General features: G+C 56.0%; 25 protein-coding genes, 2 tRNA genes and 1 riboswitch. Of the genes, 19 read left to right on the top strand and 8 right to left on the bottom strand.

Annotated elements, in window-relative coordinates:
- Positions 1-335: 335 nt before the first annotated feature.
- The 6 genes from CMN55_RS09945 to CMN55_RS09970 form a co-directional block, all read right to left on the bottom strand.
- Positions 336-412, bottom strand: a tRNA-Arg gene (locus CMN55_RS09945).
- 18 nt (positions 413-430) lie between these two features.
- Positions 431-733, bottom strand: a complete 303-nt coding sequence (locus tag CMN55_RS09950; protein ID WP_293949645.1) for an ETC complex I subunit — start codon at positions 731-733, stop codon at positions 431-433.
- Between the two features lie 6 nt (positions 734-739).
- Entirely contained in the window at positions 740-1,354 is a 615-nt protein-coding gene (locus CMN55_RS09955) for a PA14 domain-containing protein (RefSeq protein WP_293949646.1), read from the bottom strand.
- 166 nt (positions 1,355-1,520) lie between these two features.
- Positions 1,521-1,597: transfer RNA gene (locus CMN55_RS09960), tRNA-Pro, on the bottom strand.
- 72 nt (positions 1,598-1,669) lie between these two features.
- Positions 1,670-2,101, bottom strand: a complete 432-nt coding sequence (locus CMN55_RS09965; protein WP_293949647.1) for a PaaI family thioesterase — start codon at positions 2,099-2,101, stop codon at positions 1,670-1,672.
- Positions 2,102-2,114: 13 nt separating this feature from the next.
- Complete coding sequence (locus tag CMN55_RS09970) at positions 2,115-2,591, bottom strand: DUF192 domain-containing protein (RefSeq protein WP_293949648.1); 477 nt, start codon at positions 2,589-2,591, stop codon at positions 2,115-2,117.
- A gap of 44 nt (positions 2,592-2,635) precedes the next feature.
- Positions 2,636-2,739: riboswitch (TPP riboswitch) on the top strand.
- Here CMN55_RS09970 and CMN55_RS09975 point away from each other — a divergent pair.
- From CMN55_RS09975 to CMN55_RS09985, 3 genes are all read left to right on the top strand, one after another.
- Positions 2,733-3,536, top strand: coding sequence for an ABC transporter ATP-binding protein (locus tag CMN55_RS09975; RefSeq protein ID WP_293949649.1), 804 nt, complete (start codon positions 2,733-2,735; stop codon positions 3,534-3,536). (Overlaps the previous riboswitch by 7 nt.)
- 1 nt (position 3,537) lies before the next feature.
- Positions 3,538-4,350 (top strand): ABC transporter permease, encoded by an 813-nt coding sequence (locus tag CMN55_RS09980; RefSeq protein WP_293949650.1) that lies wholly within the window; start codon positions 3,538-3,540, stop codon positions 4,348-4,350.
- Entirely contained in the window at positions 4,351-5,292 is a 942-nt protein-coding gene (locus CMN55_RS09985) for an ABC transporter substrate-binding protein (protein WP_293949651.1), read from the top strand.
- Positions 5,293-5,332: 40 nt separating this feature from the next.
- Here the strand turns inward: CMN55_RS09985 and CMN55_RS09990 are convergent, their stop codons facing one another.
- Positions 5,333-5,905, bottom strand: coding sequence for a cold-shock protein (locus CMN55_RS09990; protein ID WP_293949652.1), 573 nt, complete (start codon positions 5,903-5,905; stop codon positions 5,333-5,335).
- Between the two features lie 293 nt (positions 5,906-6,198).
- Here CMN55_RS09990 and CMN55_RS09995 point away from each other — a divergent pair, with 293 nt between their 5' ends.
- From CMN55_RS09995 to CMN55_RS10035, 9 genes are read left to right on the top strand one after another with little or no spacing between them, the layout of a single operon-like run.
- A complete protein-coding gene (locus CMN55_RS09995) occupies positions 6,199-6,678 on the top strand; it encodes a Na+/H+ antiporter subunit E (RefSeq protein ID WP_293949653.1) in 480 nt (159 codons plus the stop codon).
- A 2-nt stretch (positions 6,679-6,680) separates the two neighbouring features.
- Complete coding sequence (locus tag CMN55_RS10000; protein ID WP_366932025.1) at positions 6,681-6,968, top strand: monovalent cation/H+ antiporter complex subunit F; 288 nt, start codon at positions 6,681-6,683, stop codon at positions 6,966-6,968.
- Positions 6,965-7,291 (top strand): monovalent cation/H(+) antiporter subunit G, encoded by a 327-nt coding sequence (mnhG, locus tag CMN55_RS10005; RefSeq protein WP_293949655.1) that lies wholly within the window; start codon positions 6,965-6,967, stop codon positions 7,289-7,291. The genes CMN55_RS10000 and mnhG overlap by 4 nt, the downstream gene beginning before the upstream one ends.
- Positions 7,292-7,321: 30 nt before the next feature.
- A complete protein-coding gene (locus CMN55_RS10010; RefSeq protein WP_366932026.1) occupies positions 7,322-8,371 on the top strand; it encodes a DUF4040 domain-containing protein in 1,050 nt (349 codons plus the stop codon).
- Positions 8,368-8,733, top strand: coding sequence for a cation:proton antiporter subunit C (locus tag CMN55_RS10015; protein ID WP_293949656.1), 366 nt, complete (start codon positions 8,368-8,370; stop codon positions 8,731-8,733). The genes CMN55_RS10010 and CMN55_RS10015 overlap by 4 nt, the downstream gene beginning before the upstream one ends.
- Position 8,734: 1 nt before the next feature.
- Positions 8,735-10,231 (top strand): monovalent cation/H+ antiporter subunit D family protein, encoded by a 1,497-nt coding sequence (locus CMN55_RS10020; RefSeq protein WP_293949657.1) that lies wholly within the window; start codon positions 8,735-8,737, stop codon positions 10,229-10,231.
- Positions 10,232-10,234: 3 nt separating this feature from the next.
- Positions 10,235-11,740 carry a monovalent cation/H+ antiporter subunit D family protein gene (locus CMN55_RS10025; RefSeq protein ID WP_293949658.1) on the top strand — a complete coding sequence of 502 codons (1,506 nt, stop codon included), beginning with the start codon at positions 10,235-10,237 and terminating at the stop codon, positions 11,738-11,740.
- An 11-nt stretch (positions 11,741-11,751) separates the two neighbouring features.
- Positions 11,752-12,024, top strand: a complete 273-nt coding sequence (locus CMN55_RS10030; protein WP_293949659.1) for a hypothetical protein — start codon at positions 11,752-11,754, stop codon at positions 12,022-12,024.
- Positions 12,017-13,717: a Na(+)/H(+) antiporter subunit D gene (locus tag CMN55_RS10035; protein ID WP_293949660.1), complete on the top strand. Its 1,701-nt coding sequence runs from the start codon at positions 12,017-12,019 to the stop codon at positions 13,715-13,717. The genes CMN55_RS10030 and CMN55_RS10035 overlap by 8 nt, the downstream gene beginning before the upstream one ends.
- A 10-nt stretch (positions 13,718-13,727) precedes the next feature.
- On the opposite strand, the gene CMN55_RS10040 is transcribed toward CMN55_RS10035, so the two are convergent.
- Positions 13,728-14,333 (bottom strand): hypothetical protein, encoded by a 606-nt coding sequence (locus CMN55_RS10040; protein WP_293949662.1) that lies wholly within the window; start codon positions 14,331-14,333, stop codon positions 13,728-13,730.
- 188 nt (positions 14,334-14,521) lie between these two features.
- Between CMN55_RS10040 and CMN55_RS10045 the strand changes: the two genes are divergently transcribed.
- From CMN55_RS10045 to CMN55_RS10075, 7 genes are all read left to right on the top strand, one after another.
- Positions 14,522-15,184, top strand: a complete 663-nt coding sequence (locus CMN55_RS10045; protein WP_293949663.1) for a CoxG family protein — start codon at positions 14,522-14,524, stop codon at positions 15,182-15,184.
- A 139-nt stretch (positions 15,185-15,323) separates the two neighbouring features.
- Positions 15,324-15,791, top strand: coding sequence for a (2Fe-2S)-binding protein (locus tag CMN55_RS10050; protein ID WP_293949664.1), 468 nt, complete (start codon positions 15,324-15,326; stop codon positions 15,789-15,791).
- 3 nt (positions 15,792-15,794) lie between these two features.
- Positions 15,795-18,146 carry a xanthine dehydrogenase family protein molybdopterin-binding subunit gene (locus tag CMN55_RS10055; RefSeq protein ID WP_366932022.1) on the top strand — a complete coding sequence of 784 codons (2,352 nt, stop codon included), beginning with the start codon at positions 15,795-15,797 and terminating at the stop codon, positions 18,144-18,146.
- 13 nt (positions 18,147-18,159) lie between these two features.
- Entirely contained in the window at positions 18,160-18,948 is a 789-nt protein-coding gene (locus CMN55_RS10060) for an FAD binding domain-containing protein (protein WP_293949666.1), read from the top strand.
- 128 nt (positions 18,949-19,076) lie between these two features.
- Positions 19,077-19,994 (top strand): AAA family ATPase, encoded by a 918-nt coding sequence (locus CMN55_RS10065; RefSeq protein WP_293949667.1) that lies wholly within the window; start codon positions 19,077-19,079, stop codon positions 19,992-19,994.
- Complete coding sequence (locus CMN55_RS10070) at positions 19,991-21,208, top strand: vWA domain-containing protein (RefSeq protein WP_293949668.1); 1,218 nt, start codon at positions 19,991-19,993, stop codon at positions 21,206-21,208. The genes CMN55_RS10065 and CMN55_RS10070 overlap by 4 nt, the downstream gene beginning before the upstream one ends.
- Entirely contained in the window at positions 21,205-21,543 is a 339-nt protein-coding gene (locus CMN55_RS10075) for an XdhC family protein (protein ID WP_293949669.1), read from the top strand. The genes CMN55_RS10070 and CMN55_RS10075 overlap by 4 nt, the downstream gene beginning before the upstream one ends.
- Positions 21,544-21,548: the final 5 nt, after the last annotated feature.

The following is a 21,548-nucleotide window of genomic DNA, read 5'->3' on the forward strand; positions in this document are numbered from 1 at the left end:
ACCAGCAGTAGGTGAAGCATCAACCAGATAATCCGATGAGATGCCGGTCTGTCTCACTCTCATGCAAAGGTAAGATCAACCATTTAATCCGCTTACCCAAAAATAAAAATTGGCCGCGGTAGGCCCACATAAATGTATACGAGCGGGAAATCCGCCCCCCCCCCTCCTCCTACCCCCCCCTTATGCAAATTACACGATCCGACAGCAGCGCTGACAAAGGCCGGAATAAATTATGCTTGTTGCCTAATTGTTGCCTTATAGTCCAAACAATAAAAAATCACTCCCTGGCACAGGAAGTGATTTCGTTTAACTTATTGGTTTATATCATTAAATAGTGGTGACCCCGGCACGACTCGAACGTGCGACCTATTGATTAGAAGTCAATTGCTCTATCCAGCTGAGCTACGGGGCCGTCTATGTGAACCGGGCCTTACCCGCGAATGCGGGAGTAGGAAAAATTATCGGCGTAAGTTTTCAGATGCAAGCGCCGCTGCTTCGGCTCATACACCGTATAATCGATATTATTGGCCTCGCAAAAGGCGATGGCGCTTTCCTTATCCTCAAAACTCAGCCGCACTTCCGCATTCATATCGCGCGACCCCGTCCAGCCCATCAACGGCTCGATATAGCGAGCGGCGCCCGGCGCGAACTCCAGACGCCAGCCTTTGGTTCCCTTACGGCCCGATTGCATGGCGTTTTTCGCCGGTTGAAAGATTCTCGCTTTCACTGCCATTTGCGTTCACTCTCCAATATGACCGAAGACTTCTTCAGGGACATAATCCATATCGCCAAATCCCGGCGCTTCCCAGTAAAGTTCCAGTGTCGAGGTGTTTTTCTTCTCGAAATACAGAATGTGGATCGGATACCAGCCCGGTTCCGAAATCTCAACAATTATTTCATCGGAAAACCGGTCGGCGTGTACATCCGGGTCTTCAAACAGCATCTTCTCCCCGATGGTCAGCCGAACCCCGTCATTGGAATGCACCATGAACATATACCGGCCGGGGTTCTTCAGATGGATAAAGCCCTTAATGTCTGCGCCCACCATGTCGTTGCTATTGGAAGTCAGGACATTGCCTGCGCCGACCTGATAATTCAGCATCGGAATAGGCGTCCCCGGCGTGCCATCCATATAATCCATGTTTTCTTCCAGCTTCCTGAGGCTGTTGACTTCCACGCCATAGTAAGTCACCGCCAGGCCGGGCTTCAGCGTCGCCGCATCCGGTTGTGGGACCGCTGGTTTCAGGCCGCTGAAGGACGGGGTATCCGCCCAGGCGGGCGCGGCCATAAGAAGCAGCAATACAGCGGCGGCGCGCACGGAAAGAAATATGCGATCAAGTAAATATAGCGTCATCGGCGGTTTTCTCCGTCATGAACAATTCGCCATTCATTTTAGGGAATTTTCACAATCGGGCAATCGAAAGGAGGGATTGAGAGAATCTTTTAACCGCACTTTTCTGGGGAAACCGGATAGAGGATGAAAAAGGTCCCTCAATTCATTGATTGACATAACTTTCCGGTGGTCGGGGCGGCAAGATTCGAACTTGCGACCTCTCGCTCCCAAAGCGAGCGCACTACCAGGCTGTGCTACGCCCCGACATGCCTTGATGATCTATACCATGATGTCCGGCCCCGCAAGCCGGAAATAAGCTAGCCTGCCAGAATAAACTCAGCTTTTCTTACGGACAAAGTGAAAAACGCCATCGCATTTGAATATCATTTTTCCCCGAACCATGAGACCACCCCTTGCAAATGCAATGGTCTTCGTCGTGCGGACAATATCGACATGCGCTTCGATCCAATCCCCCTCCAGGGCCGCCGATAGAAATTCCGAATTCATCTTAAGCGTGACGCAGGGCCGATCCGTTTCGTGAATGATGACAGACGCCATTGCCGCATCGGCAAAGGTCATCAGCATTCCGCCATGGAGAAACCGCATGCTGTTCAGATGATACGGCTTCACATGAAGTGCCCGAATCAGTTTGTTTTCGCTGGTAATTTTCTGATAGTAGGGCCCGGAATGAGACCCGAATGGGGCCTGTCCGTCACTTCGTTCAAATCCATCCGGGATGATGAATTCTCCGGTGTCTTGCTTCTTCATTATTATTCCGGTGTTACTCATTATCAAAAAGGCGGTGGATCATGACATCCCCCACCCGTACGTCAAATTGTCTCGCAAAGCCGCCATTCACCTCCAGCACCGCGTGGACGGGGCCGTCAAAGGTGATATGATCAAGCGAGTGAGGCTGAGCCTCCTCCTTAATGTAAAGAATTTTTCCCTGCCTATCCACAAAGAACATGTCGAGGGGAATTTCTGTATTCTTCATCCACATGCTGACGAGGCCCGCGGCCGCGAAATCAAACAGCATGCCCTGCATAGGCGGCAGATATGTACGATGCATCAAGCCTTTGCTTCGCATGTCCGGCTCATCGGCAAGTTCAATCTGTAATTCAATCAACCGATCACCGGTTCGGATCAAAAGCGGCTCTGTCTCCATGGCGCGCGCAGATGCCAGCGCAACACAAAGCAGGAGTAAAACACCCGCCAGTTTAAACAAACCATCCTTATATCCACGCAACGATCCCGGCATTTCCAGATTATCCTTTGCTCCTCAGCATTAAATCCTTATAGTGAAGCTTCCTCGGGGGGAGCCGCGACGGCTGAGAGGTTCCATTGATGGGACGACCCCGACACCTGATCAGGTTAATACCTGCGTAGGAACGAGAGATCAATGGACCCTGACTATCCAGCCAGTTCCGATACTGCGGAATCCGCTTCTATCCCGTTTGCGGAAACAGACATTTCCTCTGTCGGGCTACGGCTTCGACTGAGCTCGCTCGCCTTCGACGGTGATCTGCTGCTGCGGAATCTGGATCTCACGCTTCCGCCGGGACGCATCACCTGCCTTCTTGGCCCAAGTGGCGTCGGAAAAACCAGCATTCTCAGAATAATAGCAGGATTTCTTCCGATACCATCTGAAAGTTTTCTCGAAACCAGTGATGGTCAGCCTCTGACCGGACGCTTGTCCTATATGGACCAACGGGACCTGCTGCTTCCCTGGGCACGCGTGCGGGACAATCTGCTGATCGGCGCCCGGCTACGCGGGGAGGTGCCTGATCTGGCCCGGGCCGATACGCTGTTATCCCGTGTCGGTCTCGAAAAATGGCGAAATACCAGGCCGGACACCCTGTCCGGCGGTATGCGGCAGAGGGTCGCCCTAGCCCGGACGCTGATGGAAGACTCACCGGTCGTTCTGATGGACGAGCCATTCTCAGCGCTTGACGCCATTACGAAGTACCATTTGCAAGCGCTTGCCGCCCGCCTACTCGCCAACAGAACCGTGTTGCTGATCACACATGACCCGATGGAAGCCCTCCGCATCGGCCATGATATTTATGTTCTCTCCGGCCAACCGGCGCAGCTTTCGGATCCGATCCGACCGACAGGGAAGATTCCGCGCAATCCCACGAACGACGAGCTAAAACGGCATTATTCCGCCATCATGTCCGCTCTCGCAGTAAGCGAGGGAGGCTGATATGCGCCTTTTTCGCCCCCTCATAACCATTGCCGGGCTGATCTGCCTTTGGGCTGTAATTACAACGGTATTTTCATTGCCAAAATTCATTCTGCCCGCCCCGCTGGTGGTGGGCAAAGCGCTTGTAACCCATGCCGCGCTGATTGCGGAAAATGCGCTGACGACAGGCATTGAAATTCTTTCGGGGCTGTTTCTCGGCGTCCTTTTCGGGATGATATCGGCACTGCTGATCTCAGCCTATCGGCCTGTCAAACAGTGGGTGTTCCCGCTCCTGATCGCCAGCCAGGCGATCCCCGTCTTCGCCATTGCCCCGCTGCTGGTCCTCTGGCTCGGCTATGGCATGGCGCCGAAAATCGTTATGAGTTTGCTGATCATCTATTTTCCCGTAACCGTCGGATTTCTCGACGGATTGAACCGCACGGACCCGGCCTGGACGAATCTCGCCACCCTCTTACAACAATCCGGACCGAAGGGTCGTTTCCTGCGCCTTGTCCGGCTTTACCGCTATATCAAAATCCCTTTTGCCCTGCCGTCCCTCGCGTCCGGAATACGCGTCGCCGCCGCCATCGCCCCGATTGGCGCGGTGGTCGGCGAATGGGTCGGCGCCTCTTCCGGTCTTGGCTACCTAATGCTGCATGCCAATGCCCGTGTGCAGACGGATCTTATGTTCGCGAGCCTGCTTACCCTCACGTTCATGGCGCTTGCGTTATATTTCCTGATTGATCATGGCCTTCGGCTGGCTCTTCCATGGCTTGCCCCGCGGGCCGATTTCTCTTTTCCGCAACATCAATCTTCCCAATCGACGGAGACATAAATGAAACGCTTTCTTATCCCTTTTGTCCTGGCCGGCCTGATACAGGGTGCTGGCACAGCCGCCGCTGCTGAAAAGCTGACGGTCCTGCTCGACTGGTTTGTCAATCCAGATCATGCAACGCTGATCATTGCCGAGGAGATGGGCTATTTCAAGGATCATGGCCTTGAGGTGGAAATGATTGCTCCAGCTGATCCCAATGATCCGCCCAAGCTCGTCGCCGCAGGCAAGGCCGATCTTGCCATTACCTATCAGCCACAGCTGCATATGCAGGTCGATGCCGGGCTGCCGCTGAAACGTATTGCAACGCTGGTGGCAACACCGCTCAATAGCCTGGTTGTACTGGAAGACGGGCCGATCAAATCACTTTCTGATCTTAAAGGCCGCAAGATCGGCTATTCCATTGGCGGGTTCGAAACGGCCCTGCTCAGCAAGATGCTGGAGCCTCATGGCATCACCACCGACGATGTAACACTGATCAATGTGAATTTCTCGCTCTCCCCCAGCCTTCTCGCCGGACAGGTTGATGCGGTGATTGGCGCGTTTCGCAATTTTGAGTTGAACCAAATGGATATAGAGGAACGTCCCGGCCGGGCTTTCTATCCCGAAGAAGAGGGCGTTCCCGCTTATGACGAGCTGATCCTTGTCGCCAACAGCGACAAGCTGGAAGATGCCCGGCTGAAGCCCTTTGTCGATGCGCTGGAGCAGGCGGTGCAATATCTTGTCAATCATCCCGAAGAAAGCTGGAAGCTGTTTATCGAACACAACAAGGCATTGGATGATGAACTGAACCGTCGATCCTTTGCGGCGACATTGCCAAGGTTTGCCCTCCGCCCCGCCGCCCTGGACAGGGGAAGATATGACCGTTTCGCTGCGTTTCTGATGGAACAGGGGCTTATCCGGGAAGCAAAACCGGCCAGCGACTACGCCGTTATCATCGACTGACGACGCCGTTCACCCGAAACCACAACAGGGAGCGTCCGGCTTATCCGGCCGGACGTTCAATCTCCGCCACCTGCGGGCCTTTGGCGCTGTCGCCAATACGCACCCGCAACCGCTGTCCCGCCTGAATAGGTAAAATGCCTTCCCGGCGTAACGTTTCCATATGCACGAATATATCCTGCGTTCCCTCGCCACGCGTCAGGAAGCCGTATCCCTTCACCGGATCGAACCATTTCACCTCGACCTCGACGAAATCACCTTGCGGCTGCACGGCAGGATGGGTGGTGACATTGTTCTTCTCGGGCACTCTCGGCTCAAAAGGCACGGCCGTGGATGTATCGATATCAAGAACCTTGATCGCCTGTAACCCTTTGGAGCGGCGGACAACCACACAGGTTATACTCACTCCCTCGGCCACATATTCATGGCCTGATTCACGCAAGCAGGAAAGATGCAGAAAGATATCGCCCGGTTCGTTATTCGGTGTCAGAAAACCGAAACCCTTGACCGTGTTGAACCATTTAACACGTCCTGTCATTTCAAAGGTTGTTTCCGGGGACTCGTTCGATTTCGTGCTTTCCTGCTTACTCCTCAGTTGTTCAATTTTGGCTGTCATATATTACTCCCGAACTTACAAAACGTCTCCCAACGCTTTGCCAGACAGACAGTTTAACATAATATTAAGTAAAATTTCAATATTCGAATTGGTTGTATCCGCCGTATCTTCCAGTATTCGGAGCGATAATCAATATTGACGACCGACTGACGGCCGCTTCACCCTTTTGTGAAATTGCGGTTGATACTTGCGGCCGCCTTCATCCCGTGGCATATACGTGCCGACGGCTTTGAGCCGAGGGTTCAGGGTCCCTCCAACATAATAACCATGCCGACAACAGGAAAATCAGGGCGTTGATAAGAACCGTTAGTCTATTTTTTGTACTACTGGCCGTGTGGCTATTGCTGTCCGGGCATTATACGCCTCTGGTTACCGGGCTTGGTGTGTTTTCCTGTCTTTTATCCGCCCTGATCGCTCATCGGATGGATGTGGTGGATCATGAGGGGCAGCCTCTCCACCTCGGACCGCGCATTATCCCCTACTGGGGCTGGCTGATGGCCGAGATTTTCAAGGCTAACCTCGATGTCGCGAAATGCATTCTTTCCCCGAAGTCCCATCTGCGCCCCAGCATGTTTACGGTGACGGCCAGCCAGAAATCCGACCTTGGCAAAGTCATCTACGCCAATTCCATCACATTGACGCCGGGGACCGTCACTGTTGATCTGGACGGAGACCGTGTATTGGTCCACGCCCTGACGGTCGGCTCCGCCGAAGGCGTCAAGGCCGGGGATATGGACCGCCGCGTCACCAAGGTCATGGAGGAGCATTTATGAGCATGATTTACGCCATCACCGCCATTGCCATTCTGGTCAGCATTGCGCTCGCCCTTGTACGCGCCATCTTGGGGCCGACGTCCTATGACCGCATTCTTTCCGCCAACGCCATCGGCACCAAAACGGTTCTGCTGATTGGCGTAATGGGCTTTATGAGCGGTCGTCCGGATTTTCTCGACCTGGCGCTGGTCTACGCCCTTGTCAATTTCATCGGCACTCTCGCCGTGCTGAAATATTTCAAGTTCGGCACCTTGCGCGGGACACTGTCAAAGCCGGTGGATAATCCATGATTGATCTTGCCCTTGACATCGCGACGTGGATTCTGCTGCTCGCGGGCGGCCTGATGCTGCTGATTACCGGCCTCGGACTGTTGCGTCTTCCCGATCTGTACACTCGCATTCATGCAGGCGGCATGGCCGATACCCTGGCGACAGCATTCATCTTTTTTGGCATGGCCCTGCAAAGCGGATTTACCCTTGTGACAGCCAAACTTCTCATGATCGTCATTTTCATTTTCTTCACAAGTCCGACAGCCTCCTATGCGCTGGCTCAGGCCAGCTTCGTGGCGGGGCTGAAACCCAAACTGGACGGCTTCGAAGACGAGGACGCGTAACACCACCATTAACCAGAGGGGAACGGGACAATAGCTGCCTTTGTCGATATCTTTCTGATGCTGCTGCTGATTGCCGGGGCCGTAACTGTTCTGATGGTCCGCAATCTGTTTGTCGCGACCATGCTGCTTGGCATTGTCAGCTTTACCATGGCGCTGATCTTTATCAGTCTGGATGCGGTTGACGTTGCCTTCACTGAATCCGCTGTCGGTGCGGGCATCAGCACGGTTCTCTATATTGGTACGCTGGCCCTCGTCGGCGCCCAAGAAAAGGAGCGGCCAAAATTTGCTCCCGTTCCGCTGCTGATTTGTCTTGCCGTCGGCGCCGCGCTGATCTTCGCGACGTTCGACATGCCGCCTTTCGGCGCCGCTGACAATCCGGTTCACACCCATGTCGCGCCGCGCTACGTTCATGTCAGCCCGACGGAAATCGGCATCCCCAACATGGTTGCCTCGGTCCTGGCGAGCTATCGCGGATATGATACCTTCGGAGAGGTAACAGTCATTTTCACTGCCGGTATAGCCGTACTCCTCATCCTGCGGCAGCAGCGACGGCGCAAAGGCGATGCCGACAGCGATATGGTCCTGCTGCGCGATGGCCTTGGCGGCAGCCTCAGCGGGCTCGGCAGCGCCCATGATCTCATTCCCCACGTGATCGCGAAGCTGCTGGTTCCCTTCATCTTCCTGTTCGGGCTTTACGTACAGTTTCATGGGGATTTCGGCCCCGGCGGCGGCTTTCAGGCCGGTGTTATCTTTGCCGCCGGCATTATCCTTTATGCTCTTGTCTTCGGGCTGGACTTCGCCCGATCAGTCATCAATGAAAAGGCGATCCTGTTCCTCATTTCCATTGGCGTGCTGCTATATGGGGGTGTCGGGGTGGCGGGCATGCTGCTCGGCGCGAACTTCCTTGATTATAATGTCCTTTCAAGTGATCCGGTTGCCGGACAGCATCTCGGCATCCTGCTGGTCGAACTCGGCGTCGGCATCACGGTGACGGCGGCCATGCTCGCCATATTCTATGCTTTTGTCGGCCGCGCCGATCTGCTGATTTCGCAGCAGGCAGAGCAGGAGAAGAACCAATGATCCTTGGCCTTTTCAACTATTGGGTTTTTGTCATCCTGCTGATGGTGGGGCTTTATACGGTGATGAGCCGTTCCAACCTCGTCAAGAAGATGATCGGCCTGTCGCTTTTTCAAATTTCCGTTTTTCTTTTTTATATCAGCATGGGCAAGATCAGTGGCGGCACGGCCCCGATCGTGGTGGAGGATATCCCGCCGGGGACCGAGGTTTTTTATTCCAACCCCCTGCCCCATGTGCTGATCCTGACGGCCATTGTCGTGGGCGTGGCGACAACGGCACTCGGCCTCTCTCTGGTTGTCCGTATTCGCGAGGCCTATGGCACGATTGAAGAGGACGACATCCTCGAGATGGAGGCAAAGGACTGAGATGAGTGCGTGGAGTTCCCAGTTTCCGATCCTTGTCGTCCTCTTGCCGCTGCTGGCCGCGCCGGTCTGCGCGCTGTTTCGCGGCACCGTGTTGCCATGGCTGCTGACAACCATTATCAGTGCCTTCAGCTTTTACCTGAGCATCGAGTTGATGGTGCAGGTCCTTGACGGAGGGACAATTTCCTATCACCTCGGCGGCTGGGCCCCTCCATGGGGCATTGAGTATGTGGTAGATCTGCTGAGCGCCTTCATGCTGATCCTGATCAGCGGTATCAGCACCGGCGTCCTGCTCTTTGCGCGGGAAAGCATTGCCCGGGAAACCCGCCCTGAACAGCTTGGCCTGTTTTTTGCCGCCTATCTGCTGGCCCTGACCGGCATGCTCGGCATTTGTATCACGGGGGACGCGTTCAACATCTTCGTCTTCCTGGAAGTGATGTCGCTTTCCTCCTATGCGCTGATCGCCATGGGGGCGCGGAACGACCGGCGCGCGCTGACCGCTGCCTTTCAGTATCTTATCATCGGCACCATCGGGGCGACATTCTATCTGATCGGCGTTGGTCTCATCTATCTGATGACGGGAACGCTCAATATTGCAGATATCGCCACACGCTTTGCCGATATTGCGGGGACCCCGCCGGTTCTGGCGGCTGTCGGTTTCATCGTCATGGGCATCTGCATCAAGCTCGCCCTGTTTCCGTTCCATGTCTGGCTGCCAAACGGATATACTTTCGCGCCCAGCATCGTTACCGCTTTTTTTGCCGGAACGGCCACGAAAGTATCGGTGTATCTGCTGATCCGATTCATCTATACGGTTTTTGGCCCGGACTTTGCCTTCGGTGATCTTGCGTTGACGGATTTCCTGATGCCGCTGGCGGTCGCCGGGTTCCTCTCCATGTCCATTGTTGCCATCTTTCAGACCAATGTGAAGCGTATCCTCGCCTATTCCAGTGTGGCGCAACTTGGCTACCTTACTCTCGGCATCGCGCTCGCCAGTGAAGCGGGCCTGACCGCAACGATTGTGCATATTTTTAACCATGCCATTGTCAAGACCGGCCTGTTCCTGTCGGTTGGCTGCATGTTCTTCGTTGTTGGCTCCGCCTGGCTCAAGGATCTGGACGGAATCGGTCGCCGCATGCCGATCACTACTTTCGGCTTCGTACTGGGCGGCCTTGGCCTGATCGGCGTGCCGCTAACGCCGGGTTTTATCAGCAAATGGTATCTGGTCAGCGCGGCGTTCGAACGGGGAGATTTTATCGGCTACAGCCTTATTGCTCTGCTGATGATCTCCAGCCTGCTTGCTGTCATCTATATCTGGCGTATTGTCGAGGTCGCTTATTTCCGTGATCCCCCCGATGACGCCGTGCGTAAAGAAGCGCCGCTCTCCCTGCTGGTTCCAACGTGGATTTTCATCCTTGGCAGCTTCTATTTCGGGGTAGAGACAAGCTTCAGCGTCGGCATAGCCAAAGCGGCCGCCGCCTTTCTGACGGGAGGAGCGTGAGCGATGTTTACTCCTGAAACCCATCTCCTCCTGTCCCTGATCATCCCGCTTGTCGGCATGATCGGCATTGCCCTCGCCTCGAAGGCACCCAATGTCCGCGAGGGCGTTACGCTGGTCACGGCCGTTCTGCTCTGCCTCAATGTCTTCAGCATTCTGCCCCATGTGCTGAATGGTCTCACTCCGGCCGTCACATTGCTTGAAGTTATGCCGGGCATAACCCTCGCGCTCAAAGTCGAGCCCCTTGGCATGACCTTCGCCATGGTCGCCTCCTCGCTCTGGATCATCAATTCGGTCTATTCCATTGGCTATATGCGCGGCAATAACGAACCCCGCCAGACGGGCTTCTACGTCTGTTTCGCCATTGCCATTTCGGCCACCATGGGCATCGCCTTCTCCGGTAACCTTCTGACGCTGTTCATTTTTTATGAAGTACTGACCCTATCGACCTATCCTCTGGTCACGCACAAGATGAATGCAGCGGCCCTGAAAGGCGGGCGTATCTATCTCGGCATCCTGATCGGCACGTCCATCGGCTTGCTGCTGCCCGCCATCATTTGGACTTATATGCTGACGGGAACGCTTGATTTCGTGAAAGGCGGCATTCTGTCCGGCTATGCCAGCGCGGGCGTTGCCACGGTGCTGCTGTTCCTCTTCATGTATGGGATCGGCAAGGCCGCCCTGATGCCCATCCATCGCTGGCTACCCGCCGCCATGGTCGCCCCGACACCGGTGAGTGCCCTGCTGCACGCCGTGGCCGTCGTCAAGGCCGGTGTTTTTGCGGTACTGAAGGTCGTCATTTATATCTTCGGCATTGACTTCCTTGCGGAGACCGGCGCATCGGGCTGGCTAACCTGGATTGCCGCCTACACGCTGGTTGCGGCCTCCGTCGTTGCGCTGACGAAAGACAATCTGAAAGCCCGGCTCGCCTATTCCACCATCAGCCAGCTCGCCTATGTTGTGCTCGGCGCCTCCATGGCGACTTCCATGGCCGTGGCGGGCGGCGCCCTGCAGATCGTCATGCATGCTTTCGGCAAGATCACCCTTTTCTTTTGCGCTGGCGCCATCTACACCGCCGTTCACAAGACGGAAATCAGTGATATGCAAGGGCTCGGGCGCAAGATGCCGATTACTTTTATTGCCTTCCTGATCGGCTCTCTCAGTATTATCGGTCTGCCCCCCCTCGGCGGTAGCTGGAGCAAATTTTACCTGATGGTCGGTGCCGCCGATGCGGATGAAGTGATCCTGATGGTTGTGCTGCTTGTCAGCTCCCTGCTCAATATCGCCTATCTGCTGCCGATCGTGGTGCGTGGCTTCTTTTTTGCCCCGCCCGGCACGCGGGAGGCGCTGATTGCGCCTGGTCACGAGACATCCCGTTTCAGCTGGAAAAATGTTCAGGAAGCCCCGTTGTTCTGCGTCTTGCCGCCCGTCATTACCGCGGGCGCCTGTGTCGTGCTGTTCTTCCTGGCCGATCCGATATTCAGGCTGATTGAACCCATTTTGACACCCTAGGGAGGGAAAAGATGTCAAAAACGGATGAAGAAAAAACCTACTGGCTGGATAATCCGGCACATATCGACAGGCTCTACAAGGGCGTGATGATTGTTGCATCGATATTGCTGATCCCGGCACTCTACGACTTGTTCATGGCATTCTATGACAAGCATGCCGAATTCGGTCTTGAAAATATCGAGCATTACTACGGGTTTTACGGCGCCATTGGATATGTGCTGTTTATCTTCATCGCCATGGGTCTGCGCAATCTTCTGATGCGGGATGAGAATTACTATGATTGAAGGTCTTAATCCCGGCATTATTGTTATCCTCGGCGCGTTTCTGATACCGCTGACCAGCGGGTTTATCCGCTCCCTGCTGACGCTTGCCCTGCCAGTCCTCGCCCTTGTGCAGATATACACGCTCGGCCTTGGAAGCTGGGGACATTACGAATTTCTCGGCATGGCGATTGAGGTGACGCGGATTGATCCGCTCGCCCGTATCTTTGGTACTGTCTTCGCCCTTGCCGGGCTGATGGGCATGATCTATGCCCTGCATGTAAAAGATACCGTGCAGCAACTGACAGCCATGATCTATATCGGGTCCGCCATCGGGGCGGTGTTTGCGGGCGATATGATCACCCTCTTTGTCTTCTGGGAACTGACGGCCATTTCCTCGGTCTTCCTGATCTGGGCGAGCCGGACGGAAGCCTCCTACAAGGCAGGGATGCGCTATCTGATCATTCAGGTCTCCTCCGGCGTTATCCTGCTGGGCGGGATCATTCTCTACTACCAGGAAACCGGAAATGTCGAGTTTGGCTATATCGGCCTCAGCAGTATGGCGGGCGCGCTGATCCTGATTGCCTTTGGCATTAAAAGCGCCTTTCCCTTCCTGCATAATTGGGTCCAGGATGCCTATCCGCAGGCGACAGTGACAGGCACGGTGATCCTCTCCGCCTTTACAACGAAACTGGCCATCTATGCCCTGGCGCGCGCCTTCCCCGGCACCGATATCCTGATCCCCATCGGCCTTGTCATGACGATTTTCCCGATCATCTATATCGTTCTGGAAAATGACCTCCGGAAAGTGCTGGCCTATTCGCTCAACAGCCAGCTCGGCTTTATGGTCATCGGCGTCGGAGTCGGGACGGAGCTGGCGCTAAATGGCACCGCCGCCCATGCTTTCGTCCATATCATGTATAAAAGCCTCTTGTTCATGTGCATGGGGGCCGTGCTTTATCGCACCGGAACAACCCGCGCCTCCGAACTTGGCGGGCTGTTCCGCTCCATGCCCGTCACGATGATATTCTGCCTTATCGGCGCGCTTTCCATCGCCGGCTTCCCGTTGACGGGCGGATTTATCTCCAAGGCGATGATCTCCTCCGCCGCCGTGGAACAAGGACTGTTCGGGCTTTGGCTGCTGCTGCTCTTTGTTCGGGCGGGGATCATGGACCATGCCGGTCTCAAGGTGCCCTTCTTCACCTTCTTTGCAAAAGATCGTGGCCTGCGGGTAAAGGAAGCGCCGCTCAATATGCTGATCGCCATGGGCTTTGCCGCCTTTTTCTGCATCGGGCTGGGCGTTTTCCCGAACCTGATGTTCAAGATGCTGCCCTATGAGCCGGTCTATAACCCCTATTCCTTCGGCCATGTCATGACGGCGGTTCAGCTTCTGGTCTTTGCGCTGGCGGCGTTTGTGCTCCTGCTCCGCTACGGCCTCTATCCGATGGAGCGACGCTCGGTCATTCTTGATTTTGACTGGGTCTATCGCGTCGGGCTTAAAAGACTTGCCCTCTGGCTTGGCCGCCTCATCGGGGCTTTCTGGACCTGGCTGCTTGGCATTGCACAAGGGATCGTCTCCCGCGTGATCTGCGCCTTCACCCTCACCCATGGGAACGGGCGGATCATGGCGCGAACAACGGCCTCCAGTACGGCGGTAACCATCATCGTTGCGGTGCTGGGCGGGCTAGTGATCTTTTTCTATCGCTTCCTGCAATAGAACGGGGCGTTCAGTTCAAGGCGGGCAAGTCCCGGCTGATGATTCGCTTTTTAGGCATCCATCGGGTGACGGAGCGGCCATCGGCGGTAAAGCGGACCTCCTGTTTCGCATTTGGCGCCGCATCAATATCCGATCGTCCCGCGGCATTCAGTCCCGGCATCAAGGATTGCGTATTGCCGGAGGGCGCCGGAATACCTTTTACATAAGCACTCGCCATATCTGCGAGCGTGATTTCCGCATTCCGTCCACGGGCCATCGCAGCGCGCAACGCACTGTCGCGGGCAAACAGGAGATCAAGCTCCACTTTTGCGAAATCGCGAAAAACCTTATGAAAAGAAATCAGGAAATTTTCCACCTCTGTTGAGGGTTCAAGGGCCTTTGTCAGCTTCAGACCATTTTCAAGCGCAATATAAATATCCGGTTCCATCGGTCCGGCCGCTGTCGCCAGAAACGTGGCCGGCATCAGTTTGCGCTGCTTGTGTCCAGCCGCATACAGCGCCTGCGCCAGATAGAGAAGCCGGATCATATGGGCAGGCTCATCGACACGCCCCCGTGGCCAGTCCTGTGCTGCCAGCCAATGCAATATATCAAAAGTGGATCTCGCAGCGGGACGCATGAAAGTCATTCTCCTTGTCTCGGACTGGAACAAGGTAAGGCGGAATGGTTAATCAGCCCTTAAACGTCTCTATAAAATCAGACGAAAACCGGCAACATGGCGTTGTCATCTCATTAACCTGCTTGCCCTCGCCGCCGCAATTGGAGTAGGCTGGAATTACTATAAAAGACATGGCGGGGAGCAAGATCATGCAAATGACCGGCGAAGAACTTATCCACGCACCGCGCGATAAGGTCTGGCACGCCCTCAATGATCCGGAAATCCTGAAAGAATGCATTCCCGGCTGTCAATCCGTTGAAAAACTGAGCGACACGGAATTCACCGCAACGGTGAAAGTCAAGGTCGGGCCCGTTTCCGCAAACTTCAAGGGTAATGTCACGCTCAGCAATATTGATGCGCCCAACGGCTATACCATCACCGGTGAGGGCAAGGGCGGCGCGGCAGGTTTCGGCAAGGGTGGCGCCGACATCAAACTTACAGAAGCGCCGGAAGGGACCCTGCTCAGCTATGACGTCAATGCGTCCGTCGGCGGCAAGATGGCGCAGATCGGCTCCCGCCTGATTGACGGAACAGCCAAAAAGCTGGCGGGCGAGTTTTTTGCAAAATTCAACGAACTGGTAAGTGCAGAAAGCTCGGGCGCAACGCCCGAGACGGAGACTGCCGATCCGCATTCGGCTGCTGACGCGCACTCTGCCGCACCGGCACAAACCTCTGTGCCCGAAAGTGACCGCTCAGCGAGCGAGGCCCCGCCTGCAGCCAAAGCCCCGTCCCCCGGCTGGATGCGTCCTGGTATCCTTATTCCGCTGGGCGTCATTGCGGCGGCCATTCTCTATTTTCTCGCGCGCGACTGAGGGAGGATTTGATATCTTTTCTGCTCCCCACGGCGCACTACATCACAGGGAACCCTTATAGAGAGAATTACAAAGTCAACAGGGACAGTATCAAGTCAATATTTATTGCAAATTCGTAAGATCAAGGGAGGTAGATCATATGACAACCGTTTCGATGACGGTGAACGGGAAACAGGTTAGCGCCGATGTTGCGCCCAACACATTGCTCGTTCAGTTTATCCGTGANAATCTGCGCCTGACCGGCACCCATGTCGGCTGCGACACCAGCCAGTGCGGCGCCTGCACGGTGCATGTCAATGGTGACAGNATCAAATCCTGCACTATGCTGGCCNTNCAGGCTGNCGGNGCGGAAGTGACCACCATTGAAGGCCTTGCCAAAAATGGAGAGNTGCANCCCATGCAGGCTGCTTTCCGGGAAAATCATGGCCTGCAATGCGGTTTCTGTACCCCCGGCATGATCATGAGCGCCGTTGGCATNGTCAACCGCAATCCCAACCCCTCCGAAGAGACGATCCGGACGGAGCTGGAAGGCAATATCTGCCGCTGTACCGGNTANCATAACATCGTCAAATCNGTCAAAACTGGCGCGGAGAATATGGGAGGGTGAGACATGACATACGAAAACGGGATTGGCGCATCGGTTAAGCGCAAAGAAGACCATCGNTTCATTACNGGCAAGGGNCGNTATCTTGATGANATGAACCGGCCCGGACAGGCCTANGGATATTTCCTCCGCTCNCCCCATGCCTTTGCCAAAATCAAAAAGATNGACCTTGCGGCGGCGAAAGCAGCNCCCGGCGTGGTGGATATNTTNACCGGNGCGGATATGNCNGCNGACNGNATCGGNGGGCTNATNTGCGGCTGGGCCATCACCAGCAAGGACGGTTCTCCCCACAAAGCTCCNCCCCATAACAGNCTCGCTGTCGATGCCGTTCGCCATGTNGGCGANCAGGTNGCCTTCGTGATTGCCGAAAGCCTGCAGCAGGCCAAGGACGCCGCAGAGCTGATCGAGGTGGANTACGAGNTTCTGANCCCCGTNACCAATATCGCGAAGGCNCTCGCCCCNGGNGCNCCNCAGGTGCATGAAGAAGCACCNGGAAACCTTTGTTATGANTGGGANCTTGGCGACAAGGCGGCGGTCGATGCGGCNTTTGCAAAAGCGGCGCATGTCTCCAAACTCGATCTGGTGAACAACCGTCTCTCTCCCAACCCGATGGAGCCNCGGGCGGCCCTCGGGGANTATGACATGGGNAGTGACGANNTNACACTTTACACCACCAGCCAGAACCCGCATGTGGCNCGNCTNATCATGTCTGCCTTNCTCGGCATCGCGCCGGANCATAAGCTGCGTGTNGTCGCCCCCGATGTGGGNGGTGGNTTCGGCAGCAAGATTTTCGTNTATGCGGAAGAGACCACGACCATCTGGGCGGCGCGCAAGATNAACCGCCCGGTNAAATGGACATCGGACCGCAGCGAAGCCTTCCTCACCGATGCNCATGGANGGGATCATGTCACCCATGCGGAACTCGCAACCGATGCGGACGGNAAAATCCTCGCCTTCCGNGTCTCCACCAAGGCCAATATGGGNGCCTATCTCTCCACNTTCGCCAGNGCGGTTCCGACCTATCTTTATGGAACGCTGCTGAGCGGGCAGTATAAAATCCCGAGCATTTATTGCGAGGTNCAGGCCGGNTTCACCAATACGACGCCNGTCGATGCCTATCGCGGCGCGGGTCGGCCGGAGGCCACTTATGTNGTGGAGCGCATGATGGATACGGCGGCGCGGGATCTGAAGATGGATCCGACGGAATTCCGTCTCAAAAACTTCATCCANCCGGATGCCTACCCTTATCAGACACCGGTCATCATGACCTATGATTCNGGGGATTANCCCCTCGCNATGAATATGGCGAAGGAGATGATCGATTACNGCGGTTTCGCCNCCCGCAAGGCAAAATCCGAGGCCGATGGTAAAAANCGNGGNATNGGNGTCGCCGCCTATATCGAGGCCTGCGGCATTGCCCCCTCNGCGGCNGTNGGCTCNCTCGGNGCGGGTGTCGGCCTTTGGGAATCGGCGGAGGTNCGCTTNAACCCNACCGGCAGCGTGACGGTCTTTACCGGCAGTCACAGCCATGGTCAGGGNCATGAGACGACNTTCGCGCAGATTATCTCCGACAAGCTNGGCGTTCCCATCGANCAGGTGGAAGTNGTGCATGGNGANACCAGCAAGGTTCCCTTNGGCATGGGCACCTATGGCTCNCGCTCNCTCGCAGTNGGCGGCTCNGCCATNNTNAAGGCNGTGGACAAGATCGTNGAGAAATCNAAGAAGATCGCNGCCCATCTCATGGAAGCCTCGGTTGAGGATATCGAGCATGAGCATGGTGTCTTTACCGTTGCNGGNACAGACAAAAAGCTCAGCATGGGNGAAATCGCCTTNGCCGCCTATGTNCCGCATAATTATCCGGCCGATCTGGAACCGGGCATGGCGGAAACNGCCTTCTATGATCCNCTCAACTTCACATTTCCGGCGGGCACCCATATTGCCGAAGTGGAAATTGATCCCGCGACGGGNATTGTGGATATCGTCGATTGGGCGGCGGCCGATGATTTTGGCAANGTCATNAATCCGATGATNGTCGAAGGTCAGGTNCATGGCGGTGTTGCGCAAGGCATCGGTCAGGCGCTNCTTGAAGGCGTGGTCTATGATGAGGATAGCGGCCAGCTTCTGACCGGNTCCTACATGGATTACTGCATGCCACGGGCTGATGANCTGCCGANCTTCCGNATTGCNACCACCAACACCCCCTGCCCCAGCAATCCGCTCGGCGTCAAGGGNTGCGGGGAGGCCGGGGCCATTGCCGCNCCGGCGGCNCTGATGAATGCCATCGTCAACGCACTCGGCAAGGATATTGATATGCCGGCGACGCCCGAAAAGGTCTGGCGCGCCCTCAACAGCAATTAGGAAGGGACAGAAAATGTATTCATTCGATTATGTCCGCCCTTCGGGGATCAGCGAAGCCGCCTCCGCCATGGGGGAGGACGACAGGTTTCTCGCAGGCGGACAAACCCTGCTGCCAACGCTGAAGCTGCGGCTCGCCCAGGCCGACAAGCTGGTCGATCTTGGCGCCATTGCAGACCTCAAGGGGATCAGCGTCAGCGGCTCGGAAATCACCATCGGCGCCATGACACGCCACGCCGATGTCGCCAGCTCGGCAGACGTCAAATCGGCTCTGCCCGCACTGGCGCATCTCGCCTCGGGGATCGGGGATCCGCAGGTGCGCAACCGGGGAACCATCGGCGGCTCCATCGCCAATAATGACCCAGCGGCGGATTATCCGGCGGCGCTTGTTGGCCTTGGGGCGACGGTTCATACCAATAAGCGCAGCATCGCGGCGGAGGATTTCTTCGTCGATCTTTTCGAAACGGCGCTGGAGGAAGGCGAACTGATCACCAAGGTCACTTTCCCCATCCCCGAGAAGGCGGGCTATGCCAAATTCCCGAACCCGGCATCACGCTTCGCCCTGACCGGCGTGTTCGTTGCCAAGACGGCATCCGGCGTCCGCGTTGCGGTGACGGGCGCCGGGCCTTGTGTTTTCCGCCAGAAGGAGATGGAGGCGGCACTCACGAGCAAGTTCTCCGCCGATGCGGTGGCGAACATCAAGACCGATCCGGCGGCGCTGAATGCGGATATCCATGCCTCCGCCGAATATCGCGCCAATCTGGTTTCCGTCATGGCGGCGCGGGCGGTCAAGGCGGCAGGATAGACGTCACGCGATTCTGAAAAATAAAGGGGAAGTTTTGACTTCCCCTTTGCTTTTTTCTACCCTTCACTCACAATTTCGATTGTGATAATGGCCCGTCTGACCAGCCAAGACCGAGAGATATTCCATCCATGACACATACGCCGCCGCCCTCTATTGATGCTGTTCAGGAAATGCTGCAAGCCGCCAATTATGTGGCGGATCGCAGCCTGGCAACTGTTCTCTTCCTGGCGCTGAAAATGGGACGCCCGCTTTTCCTGGAAGGAGAGGCAGGCGTCGGCAAGACGGAAATTGCCAAGGTGCTGGCGGAACAGCTTCACCGACCGCTGATCCGTCTGCAATGCTATGAGGGCCTTGATGTGGGTTCTGCCGTCTATGAATGGGATTATGCCCGGCAGATGATTGAAATCCGGCTGGCCGAAGCAACGGAAAGCGCCAATCGGGAGCGGCTGGACAGTGACATCTTTTCCGAACGCTTCCTCATCAAACGACCGCTGTTGAAAGCGCTGGAGGAGACAGGAAGCGGCGCACCGGTCCTGCTGATTGACGAACTTGACCGGACAGACGAACCCTTCGAAGCCTTCCTTCTTGAGGTGCTGTCGGATTTTCAGATCACCATCCCAGAATTTGGAACCGTTCGCGCCAAGGAGCCACCGATTGTCATCATCACCTCCAACCGGACGCGTGAAATACATGATGCGCTGAAACGCCGCTGCCTCTATCACTGGGTGGATTACCCAAATGCCGCGCGGGAGAAGGAAATCATCGCCCGCAAGCTGCCGGGCGTTGAGCAACGCCTGTCGGAACAGATTGTCCGCTTCGTTCAAGAACTGCGTAAGGACCCCAATCTCTTCAAACTGCCGGGCGTCGCCGAAACCCTTGACTGGGCCAATGCGCTGACCGAGCTTGATATCATCAGCCTCGATCCCGATATCATAAATGATACCCTCGGCGTGCTGTTGAAATATCAGGATGATATCGCCAAAATTCAGGGCAGCGAGGCGGCGGAGATCATTCGCAAGATCAATAGCGAAATGGAAACCACGTGACAACCGATAGGGACATTTCCGGCGGCAGCTTTGCGGAGAATATCCTGCATTTCGCCCGCACCCTGCGCCGCGCCGGTCTGCCGGTCGGCCCCGGCCGGGTGATCGAGGCATTGCGCGCCGTTGAAACCGCCGATATCCGGCGGCGGGAGGATTTCTACTGGACCCTGCATGCCGTCTTTGTCAATCGCCGGGACCAGCGGGAAATTTTCGATCAGGCCTTTCATGTCTTCTGGCGCAATCCCGAATTGCTCAAAAAGATGATGGATATGATGCTGCCGACCAGCTTCCTTGACAGCGCGCCGCGCGAGGACCAGAAGGAGATAAGCCGCCGCCTGTCAGAAGCCCTCGCTCCCTCACCCTCAAATAACGAAACGGAAACGGAGCAGGAAGAAATCGAAATAAATGCAACCCTCACCGCCTCCGAGAACGAGCTGTTGCAATCAAAGGATTTCGAAAGCATGAGCAGCGCGGAAATGGCAGAGGCCAAACGCGTGATGGCGACCCTGCATTTGCCGATAAAAAAGGTGAAGATACGTCGTCAAATTATTGATAGGAATGGAAAAAATATTGATATGCGGCGCAGTATGCGCGCCAGCCTGAAGACCGGCGGCGCCAGCATCCCGCTGCGTTTCAAATCCCGCGCAACACGGCATCCTCCGCTTGTTATTCTGTGCGACATCTCTGGCTCCATGGCACAATACAGCCGGATGCTGCTGCATTTCATACATGCCTTGACCAATGACCGTGATCGCGTTTTTACCTTTGTCTTTGGCACCCGCCTGACCAATATTACCCGCTATATGCGATACCGCGATGTGGATGAGGCGCTTGGCGTGGTCGGTGCGAAAGTGGAAGACTGGTCCGGCGGAACCCGGATCGGCGCAACAATCCGGGAGTTCAATAAATTCTGGTCCCGCCGGGTGCTGGGTCAGGGGGCCATTGTCCTGCTCATCTCTGACGGGTTGGACCGCGATGCCGGAGAAGGCCTCGGCGTGGAAATGGAGCGCCTTCACAAATCCTGCCGCCAGCTTATCTGGCTGAACCCGCTGCTGCGTTATCAGGGCTTCGAGCCGCGCTCAAAGGGAGTGAAGGCGATCCTGCCCCATGTGGATCAGTTCCGCACCGTGCATAATCTCAACAGCCTTCGCGATCTGGCCGACGCCCTCTCCCGGCCATTGGAAGCCTCTCAGGAAAAAAGGAGTTTTGCCGCATGATCGATATCTCCGCCTCCCTCCCCGCCGATGATGTTCTGGCCCAGGCTCTCGACTGGAAAAATCAGGGTAAAAAAGTCGCTATCGCGACCGTTATCAGCACCTGGGGATCCGCGCCTCGCCCGGCCGGCAGCCAGCTCGCTGTCGATGAAGACGGAAAAATGGTCGGCTCCGTCAGTGGCGGATGCGTCGAAGGGGCGGTCATTCAGGAAGCCCTTGGCATTATGGAGAGGGGCGCGCCCAAAATGCTGGAATTCGGCGTTTCCAATGACGAAGCATGGGAAGTCGGCCTCGCCTGTGGCGGCAAGATTGCCGTGTTCGTCGAAAAGCTCGACTGAGGCGC

It is taken from the genome of Sneathiella sp. (genome assembly GCF_002694385.1).
Lineage (GTDB): Bacteria > Pseudomonadota > Alphaproteobacteria > Sneathiellales > Sneathiellaceae > Sneathiella.

Coding starts and splice junctions, on each gene's coding strand:
- CMN55_RS09950 (WP_293949645.1), bottom strand. CDS start 733: ATGGCAGTGAAAGCGAGAATCTTTCAACCGGCGAAAAACGCCATGCAA.
- CMN55_RS09955 (WP_293949646.1), bottom strand. CDS start 1,354: ATGACGCTATATTTACTTGATCGCATATTTCTTTCCGTGCGCGCCGCC.
- CMN55_RS09965 (WP_293949647.1), bottom strand. CDS start 2,101: ATGAAGAAGCAAGACACCGGAGAATTCATCATCCCGGATGGATTTGAA.
- CMN55_RS09970 (WP_293949648.1), bottom strand. CDS start 2,591: ATGCCGGGATCGTTGCGTGGATATAAGGATGGTTTGTTTAAACTGGCG.
- CMN55_RS09975 (WP_293949649.1), top strand. CDS start 2,733: ATGGACCCTGACTATCCAGCCAGTTCCGATACTGCGGAATCCGCTTCT.
- CMN55_RS09980 (WP_293949650.1), top strand. CDS start 3,538: ATGCGCCTTTTTCGCCCCCTCATAACCATTGCCGGGCTGATCTGCCTT.
- CMN55_RS09985 (WP_293949651.1), top strand. CDS start 4,351: ATGAAACGCTTTCTTATCCCTTTTGTCCTGGCCGGCCTGATACAGGGT.
- CMN55_RS09990 (WP_293949652.1), bottom strand. CDS start 5,905: ATGACAGCCAAAATTGAACAACTGAGGAGTAAGCAGGAAAGCACGAAA.
- CMN55_RS10000 (WP_366932025.1), top strand. CDS start 6,681: ATGATTTACGCCATCACCGCCATTGCCATTCTGGTCAGCATTGCGCTC.
- mnhG (WP_293949655.1), top strand. CDS start 6,965: ATGATTGATCTTGCCCTTGACATCGCGACGTGGATTCTGCTGCTCGCG.
- CMN55_RS10015 (WP_293949656.1), top strand. CDS start 8,368: ATGATCCTTGGCCTTTTCAACTATTGGGTTTTTGTCATCCTGCTGATG.
- CMN55_RS10020 (WP_293949657.1), top strand. CDS start 8,735: ATGAGTGCGTGGAGTTCCCAGTTTCCGATCCTTGTCGTCCTCTTGCCG.
- CMN55_RS10025 (WP_293949658.1), top strand. CDS start 10,235: ATGTTTACTCCTGAAACCCATCTCCTCCTGTCCCTGATCATCCCGCTT.
- CMN55_RS10030 (WP_293949659.1), top strand. CDS start 11,752: ATGTCAAAAACGGATGAAGAAAAAACCTACTGGCTGGATAATCCGGCA.
- CMN55_RS10035 (WP_293949660.1), top strand. CDS start 12,017: ATGATTGAAGGTCTTAATCCCGGCATTATTGTTATCCTCGGCGCGTTT.
- CMN55_RS10040 (WP_293949662.1), bottom strand. CDS start 14,333: ATGCGTCCCGCTGCGAGATCCACTTTTGATATATTGCATTGGCTGGCA.
- CMN55_RS10045 (WP_293949663.1), top strand. CDS start 14,522: ATGCAAATGACCGGCGAAGAACTTATCCACGCACCGCGCGATAAGGTC.
- CMN55_RS10060 (WP_293949666.1), top strand. CDS start 18,160: ATGTATTCATTCGATTATGTCCGCCCTTCGGGGATCAGCGAAGCCGCC.
- CMN55_RS10065 (WP_293949667.1), top strand. CDS start 19,077: ATGACACATACGCCGCCGCCCTCTATTGATGCTGTTCAGGAAATGCTG.
- CMN55_RS10075 (WP_293949669.1), top strand. CDS start 21,205: ATGATCGATATCTCCGCCTCCCTCCCCGCCGATGATGTTCTGGCCCAG.